At 34.5% G+C, this 5,767-nt stretch carries 5 protein-coding genes; 3 read left to right on the top strand and 2 right to left on the bottom strand.

Annotated features, from left to right (window positions below; translation table 11 throughout):
* Window positions 1-187 precede the first annotated feature (187 nt).
* The gene (locus tag JM172_RS23785; RefSeq protein ID WP_214484868.1) at window positions 188-1,780 is read right to left on the bottom strand and encodes an MFS transporter; all 1,593 of its coding nucleotides are present in this window, start codon (window positions 1,778-1,780) and stop codon (window positions 188-190) included.
* 539 nt (window positions 1,781-2,319) lie between these two features.
* On the opposite strand from JM172_RS23785, the gene JM172_RS23780 reads away from it, so the two are divergent.
* The 3 genes from JM172_RS23780 to JM172_RS23770 all read left to right on the top strand — a co-directional run bounded on the left by JM172_RS23780 (window position 2,320) and on the right by JM172_RS23770 (window position 5,018).
* Window positions 2,320-2,649: a hypothetical protein gene (locus JM172_RS23780; protein ID WP_214484867.1), complete on the top strand. Its 330-nt coding sequence runs from the start codon at window positions 2,320-2,322 to the stop codon at window positions 2,647-2,649.
* 66 nt (window positions 2,650-2,715) lie between these two features.
* Window positions 2,716-4,134 (top strand): MDR family MFS transporter, encoded by a 1,419-nt coding sequence (locus JM172_RS23775; protein ID WP_483297278.1) that lies wholly within the window; start codon window positions 2,716-2,718, stop codon window positions 4,132-4,134.
* 266 nt (window positions 4,135-4,400) lie between these two features.
* The gene (locus JM172_RS23770) at window positions 4,401-5,018 is read left to right on the top strand and encodes a GTP pyrophosphokinase (RefSeq protein WP_214484865.1); all 618 of its coding nucleotides are present in this window, start codon (window positions 4,401-4,403) and stop codon (window positions 5,016-5,018) included.
* Here JM172_RS23770 and JM172_RS23765 read toward each other — a convergent pair.
* On the bottom strand, window positions 4,982-5,767 hold a 786-nt coding region (locus JM172_RS23765; RefSeq protein WP_214484864.1), incomplete at its 5' end, for an IS3 family transposase. The two genes, JM172_RS23770 and JM172_RS23765, sit on opposite strands and share 37 nt — an antisense overlap.

Here is a 5,767-nt window from a genome sequence, read left to right as displayed (position 1 = left end):
CTAAAATATCTTGGTTGAAGCAATATTAGTCAAAACATCAAGAAAGGCGCTCTCAGTATTATTACTGACAAGCGCCATATTGCGGAAGATCGGAAGTAGTAAATAATTAATGACAATGTCTAGAATCCCACACAGCTTCTTAATTTATTGAAAGGAACTATTTTCGAGGTGTTCTAGAACCAACCTTCTAAGAATCGCTACTTTCAGTTAATAGTGGTTTGTCAGGTAATTTAGATGTTATGAAAAATGCACCTATGACAAGTATTGCTGTTGAAAATAAAGCAAACCGTAGTGCTTCTAATTGAGCAATCACATAATTGTCAACAATTGCTACAATTAATTCACCCTCAACGTCAGATTGGCTGAGGATTGTCTCAAGTTGTTCTGCAGAGATAAAAGTTATTCCACTAGATAATCTAACTTCAATGGCTTGTTCAACATGGGTAGAAATACGTTCATCATCTGCTATTTCTGAGGCAAAACTATTTGCAAGACTGCTGATGACAGTCGCTCCAATAATTGCTGTGCCTAATGCTGTGCCTAGTTGCATTCCAGCATTTCCTAAAGCTCCAACTTCGCTTCTGTCTCTATCCCCGACGGCCGACTGTGTTAAGTTACCAAGAATTGATGCCATCAGGCCGATTCCAACACCTAACAGCGCCATTGCTAACGCAAAACCAGTACTCTTCAAAGATGGTTCTATAGTCGAGAGAAGTACAAATATTCCTAATAATAGAATCCCTAAAGAAATTCGGATAATCAGTTTAGGTGAATATCGGTTCACTAAAAGAGAGCCAGTCATTGAGGCCAAAAGCAGCGTAATGGATATAGGCAACATACGAAGGCCTGTACTAAAAGCATCTAATCCGATGGTCAACTGTAAATATAGAGGTATGGAAAAAAATGCTCCTGCAAGAATCATGTTTTGTATAAGTGACATTGAAAGACCACTACTAAGTGATGAATTATCTAATAAACTTAAATGGAACAGTGGATCTTGATTCCTACTTTCACGACGTTTTTGCCATTTCACAAACCAATAAAGTGTTAAGATTCCTATAAAAACAACAAAAGGTGTTAAGGAAAATCCTAAAGGCTCGACTGGTGAATTTCTTGGTAATATCATCCCCCATTCACTTGACTTAAGAGAACCATATACTACCAGCCCTAGACCAAATCCACTTAGAATCGCTCCTATCCAGTCTATTTCGAGATGCTTATTCTGTTTGGCTGTATCATTGATCAACTTCAATCCAAGAAGAATGGCAATTGAAATAATCACCTCAGAGGCAAAGACAAGTCGCCAAGTCAAATTCGAAGTAACCCATCCACCTACTATTGGTCCTAACGCTACCCCAACTCCAGCAATGCCGCCAACTAACCCAAAGGCTGTCGCCCTGTCTCTCCCTTTATAGTTACTTGCGAGCAATGCCGCCAATGCAGGAAGTACAAGAGATGCACCAATTCCTTCTAATATTGACCACCCCAAAATCAGTACTTGTACTGTTTGTGATATGGCTGTAACTCCGGAACCAACGGCATATATAGCCATCCCAATGCCAAATGTTTTGCGTCTCCCAATCACATCACCTAACTTACCACCTGTTATCATAAATGCAGCCATGATAAGAGCGTAAAACGTAATGGCTATCTGAATTTGTGTTACATCAGTTTTAAGATCTACTACAAGTTGGGAGATAGATACATTCATGACCGATGTATCCAGCACCATAAGGAATTGAGCTGCTCCGAGTACAATCAATGGTAACCATTTCTTCATTATTTGTATCTCCTTAAAACGTAGGTTGTAGTAATATTTTATCTTTATATTATACTCCCTATACTATCCATAGATAATTAGCCCTTACTACCTTCTTATACCTTATTGTGGATTAACAAATAAATATATGCACTTGGAAACAACATTGGTATCTGAAGTGAACTCTACATTAGCATCATAACTATAAATTTATATGTATTGTTTTACTTGCTGTAATTTGTGTCGAAATTATGTTATATCACTATAATCATTGACTGATTTATGGTTTCTACTATAACATTAGTTCATACAGTTAAATATTTCTCCTAAAGGGGAGTAGCTTTTACAGCAAAGTCGTCATTTCGGAGTATTATACTCCCGGCTTTGTTGGCAACTTTTGTTGTTAGCAAGACCTTTATCACTTGGTGAAGGTTTATTTTCTTTAAAACCTTTACCATTACTGGTAAAGGTTTTCTGTTTTTAAGGAAAGTACTATAAAGAGCTCAACGGCTTATTAAAATAATAAAAAATGATGTGAATATGGAGGTGAGCAGAATTAAATGACGATTGAGAGAATGAAAATGACCCCATGTGAATGTAAAGGAACTGTAGAATTCTGTGAATCATGTGGTGGATCAGGCAGGTTACATGCATATGGAAGGCAATTAACTGCAGCAAAATATAGACATCTAGAACAATCAAACAAATCATACAACAATCTACAATCTGATGATAAACATTCTAAAAATTCTACTATAAAATTATCTGTAGATAGGAAGCTTAAATTTATTAATAAGGGTAACACAACTAATACTAACACTTACACATATAAAACAATTGCGTTTTTTGAAATATATTACTCCATACATCTATATACAACAATGCAATAATAAAACTCAAATATACAGGAGGAATTTTCATTGTTAAACAGTTCAACAAACTCACATGAGCAAGCAATAGATGTTAGTAATTTAAAAAGAGGACCCATTGTTGTGGCATTGGTTTTAGGTGCATTTGTTTCAGTTTTAAATGAAACATTGCTAAATATTGCTTTTCCTGAACTTATGCGGGAATTTGAGGTAAGTGCTGCAACAATTCAGTGGTTATCTACTATATATTTATTAGTCGTTGGGATATTAGTTCCTGTAACGGCTTTGTTACAGCAATGGTTTACAACTAGGCAAATGTTTATTGGTGCTTTAACCATATTTCTTATAGGATCAATTATTTGTGCAATATCACCTATGTTTGGAATGTTACTTTTCGGAAGAATCATTCAAGCTATAGGGGCAGGATTAGTCATACCAGTTTTAATGAATACAATTATGATCATTTATCCACCAGGCCAACGAGGTGTAGGGATGGGTATGATCGGTCTTGTCATTATGTCAGCACCAGCTATTGGACCAACTTTGTCCGGATTAATTATTGACACTTTAAATTGGAGATGGTTATTTTATCTCGTCATCCCTTTAATCCTTTTATCAATTGTATATTCTAGAATCTATTTAAAAAATGTAACAACTATAACCAAACCAAAGGTTGATTATTTTTCTATTGTACTCTCTTCAATTGGTTTTGGAGGAATTGTTTTCGGGTTTAGTAGTGCTGGAGAAGGTTCTTGGTCCGACCCGACGGTTATTTGGAGCATTATCTTAGGAGTGGTCGGTTTACTCTTATTTATTTGGAGACAGCTTGTTATGAAGGACCCAATGTTGAACTTACGTACGTTTAAATACCCAATGTTTGCGTTGGTTGTTATGTTAATGCTTGTTTTAAACATGACTTTATTTTCATCACTAATCATGTTACCTATTTTTCTTCAAAATGTATTGCTCATTTCTGCACTTACTTCTGGTCTTATCATGATGCCAGGTGGTATTTTAAATGGTCTTTTGTCACCTATATCAGGAAAAGTTCTGGACAAATATGGACCTAAAGTATTAGTAATTACTGGTCTGTCACTATTAAGCTTATCATTATTGTTATTTACTGGAGTCAGTTCATCATGGTCAATTGGTTATGTAGTTTTTCTACACATATTATTAATGGTTTCCATTGCTACGGTGATGATGCCAGCGCAAACAACTGGCCTAAATCAACTACCCAAAAATTTATATGCACACGGGACAGCTGTAATATCTACTGTTCAACAAATAGCAGGAGCAATTGGTACAGCATTATTCATTAGTATCATGAATTCAGGTTCTAATGCTTACTTGAAATCATCAATAGATCCGAGCGAACCTGTTGAAATGATAAACTCTGTGGTCGCTGGTTTGCATAATTCATTTCTCTTAGGATTTTTCTTATCAATAGGAGCATTAATATTAGGGCTATTTATTAAAAGGACACATGCACCAGAGGAAGTTTAAGAAATATAGGTATAACTAATTGAATGGAATGTTTTCATTCGCCGTAGTTATTAAGTTGATTCAAAAAACACTCGCTAACTACGGCGGTTGAATGAAAACTATAAAGCACTTGCTATCATTCTTATTTTATTTCAGATATCAGCATACGCATTTATCATAATTATTCCTCCTACATTATAGAAAAAGATTTAACATGTATAAAACAAAGGTCTAGCAATAACAACTATCTATTTTAACAGGTAAAAAATATGAAAAGGGTGACAACTATGAATATGAAATCAACGCAGTTGGGACTATTAAAAAAAGACTTAATTCGTTTTATGATGTCATACAAGTTTGCTTTAGCTGAAGTAAGTACGAAAATTGATATACTAAAACAAGAATTTCAATATATACACGATTATAATCCCATTGAGCATACTAACTCTCGATTGAAGTCTCCAGAAAGCATCTTAAAAAAGATTGAAAGAAAAGGTCTTGATCTATCATTAACTAATATAAGAGAAAATATTATGGATATTGCGGGAATTCGCATAACTTGTTCTTTTATATCTGATATTTATAAAATAAAAGACATGTTAGAACAACAAAAAGATATAACGGTAATTGAAAGTAAGGATTATATCAAAAAACCAAAATCAAATGGCTATCAAAGTCTTCATTTAATTATCCAAATTCCTATTTTTATGTCTGATAGAGAAGATTTGGTTCCTGTTGAAATTCAAATACGTACTATCGCCATGGATTTCTGGGCAAGTTTAGAGCATAAAATTTATTATAAATATAATAAAGAAATTCCTCAAAGAATGGATTGGAGTCAATATCTTGGACACAAAAAGATTAAGTTTTATGCAGAGTCTTTGAATAGTTCTTCTATTGCTTGAGGTGTTTTATAAGCAATGCTGCTATGCTTTCTTTTTCTGTTATACCATGCTTCGATAAATTCAAAGATGGCGATATTGGCAGTTTTATAGTCTAGATATTGAACATGATTTACTTCTTCTTTCTTCAATATAGCGTGGAAAGATTCAATACAGGCGTTATCATAAGGGCATCCTTTTTGGCTAAAGGAGTGTGTTATACCATAAGATTTAATACGATCAGTAAATGCTTGGCTTGTATATTGTGAACCTAGGTCAGTATGTAGAATTAACCCTTCGGGTGGTAATTGAGTTACGTAAGCGTTTTCTAGAGCTTTTATTACGACGTCTGTTGTCATTTCCTCTGAAAAGGAATAGCCGACAATCTTTCGCGAATGTAAATCCATCACCGATGCTAAATAGCACCATCCGTCTTTCACCGTATGCACATAAGTTATATCAGCCACCCACTTTTCATTAATTGATGCAGTTGAAAAATCTCTTTTCAAGATGTTTTCTCGATTTACAACTTTCTCGTTTGAACTATATGGACGGAATTTCTTTTTAACAATAGAGTGGATATCAGCTTTTTTCATTAAACGTTGAACACGTTTCAAACTGATGTGTATTCCTTCTTCTGTTAGTTGATGGTGAATTTTTGGAGCCCCATAACGTCCTTTACTCTCTTTATGGATCGTTGTCATTCGCTCAGTGATTTGTCTATTTTCTTTTTCACGTTTTGATTCAACCTTATTTAATGATTGATAATATGT

The sequence above is a fragment of the Bacillus sp. SM2101 genome (assembly GCF_018588585.1).
Classification (GTDB): Bacteria; Bacillota; Bacilli; order Bacillales; family SM2101; genus Nanhaiella; species Nanhaiella sioensis.
Note: the sequence above shows the minus strand (reverse complement) of the source record. Positions and strands in the feature narration are given on the sequence as shown.